This window comes from Methylocucumis oryzae (assembly GCF_000963695.1).
Taxonomy (GTDB): Bacteria; Pseudomonadota; Gammaproteobacteria; order Methylococcales; family Methylomonadaceae; genus Methylovulum; species Methylovulum oryzae.
Map to the genome: position 1 here is coordinate 1 of NZ_LAJX01000339.1, position 1,750 is coordinate 1,750.

Sequence of the window (1,750 nt, forward strand, 5' to 3'; positions counted from 1 at the left end):
AACTTGCGATTTTTAGTGAAATCTCCAGCTTTTTTCTTGGCTAGGTTTTGGCAAAATGTAAGAAGTAGGTTTGTGAGTTGCTGATAGAAATTTAGCAGCAAGTATTCTGTTTTTTATCAACTTCCATAACAAGCAATAAATTTATTAAATATCATATAGATATAACAAGTTAGGTGCTAAAATCAACAGTATTGACCCCCCGCGATTGCTTGTATAACTATGGATATAGCTTGGTCGGTTTTTACGCATAAGGATGTTTTTCCTTTCGGTTGTGGTTAAAAACTTTTTTAATTCAGTGCTGATTTAGGTTAGCCCTTCCCTTCGTGCTATCACTACTAAGCTTTCGCGTAAACTCAACTTGTAAAGCGCAGTCGGCATTCAAACATCCGGCGGATTACGCTATCGCTAATGCCCCTACGCGGTCTCAGTCGTCGCCGAGTTCTACTGCATAGGTCAGCGCGAGCTTAGAGAATTTCAGCGCGTGGGTGGCCTGATTGTTGAACACGCTAGTTAGTGTCAACCCGAAAACCCCTGCAAGCCTTATTTACCGTGGGTTTCAGACGGTAGCAGCGTCACGAAGATTTTTTAACTTAATTTCAGAACTAGAAAATTTGATTAAAAATTAATCTCCTACATCCATGCGATTTAGGAGATTATGTTGAACTCGTTACACTTTAAAAATCTTCGATTGCAAAAATTATCTGCAAGTCGCGTTGAATATGGCTTTCAGAGGTTTTCTTGCAATCACTATTTACCTTCAGATCGCGTGTTAACAAAAGCTTAGTGTCCGGTGCTATGACGCGCAAAATCGAAATGGCATCGTCCCCAACGGTAATGTAAGCGGGCGCGGCAAGCGCGGAGGATGCCACCAAAATCATTGAGACTCCGATGATACAATGTAATTTACAAGAAAATGTCATAAGTTATCCTCAACTTAAGATGTAAGGCAAAAGTAAATTTAAATGATGACGTGTCGCCAAATAACTAGCGGATTAACTATTCTGCAAACACCTTATCCTACACCGGATCAGTTCCGTGTGCGCCACCAGGCCGCATCGGGGCTGACATCCCGCCAGACATTGCTGGTGCAGTGTACTTCACCCTGACCTAAGTGCGCCCAGTCCCAGGCGTCAATTTCGTAAGGCCGTACCCCAACCCGGCCCAATGCCTTAACGGCGCCTTGGGCGAAGATGTCTTTACCATCAACCAACGGGCCGTCCGGCTTGGTGTAGGCGAATACCCAATCGGGTTGTGCGTCGCCGTTTCCGTTATCGGCAGGCGGGCTAGACAGCAATAGGCCATTGGCTAGGTTGGGGCTGAAGGCGTAGTACATTTCGGGTAGTTCGGCATCGGCTTTGCGTGCGCCTAGGCTTGTCCTCGGCTCGGTGCCTGCCTGTAATTGGTTCAGCATGAGGTTTTGGTGGAAAACCGATCCTTTATTACCTGACCCGCCTAGACTGTTTTTTAACGGGTCAATGATGAAGGGATTAAGCTTCCGGAACAGCACTGGCAGTTTGACCAATTGGCGCTCGTTGATGTCGAGCTCGTCAAGGAGCTTGGCGAGCACACGATCCAAGTGTTCGGCGGCGCGTTCGTTATCTTCCATCAGGTCGGTGTCGGCAAGTAGCTGATCGATGCTCGGTTTCTACCCGGCCTTCGATGTCTGCCAGATCCGGAGCGCGGCCAACGAATAGCTTTGCCGCGCCGTTACCGTTGGCGGCGGCGGCCTTAAGCAACGCGACCGCGCTAC

General features: G+C 47.6%; 2 protein-coding genes. Both read right to left on the reverse strand.

Annotated elements, in window-relative coordinates; translation table 11 throughout:
* Positions 1–674: 674 nt before the first annotated feature.
* Positions 675–878, reverse strand: a complete 204-nt coding sequence (locus tag VZ94_RS21260; protein WP_045780782.1) for a hypothetical protein — start codon at positions 876–878, stop codon at positions 675–677.
* Positions 879–1,027: 149 nt separating this feature from the next.
* The gene (locus VZ94_RS21265; protein WP_275575352.1) at positions 1,028–1,636 is read right to left on the reverse strand and encodes a protein-arginine deiminase family protein; all 609 of its coding nucleotides are present in this window, start codon (positions 1,634–1,636) and stop codon (positions 1,028–1,030) included.
* Between the last annotated feature and the right edge of the window lie 114 nt (positions 1,637–1,750).

Bases quoted from the DNA above. Each gene is read 5' to 3' on its own strand.
- VZ94_RS21260 (WP_045780782.1), bottom strand. From the start codon at position 878: ATGATTTTGGTGGCATCCTCCGCGCTTGCCGCGCCCGCTTACATTACC.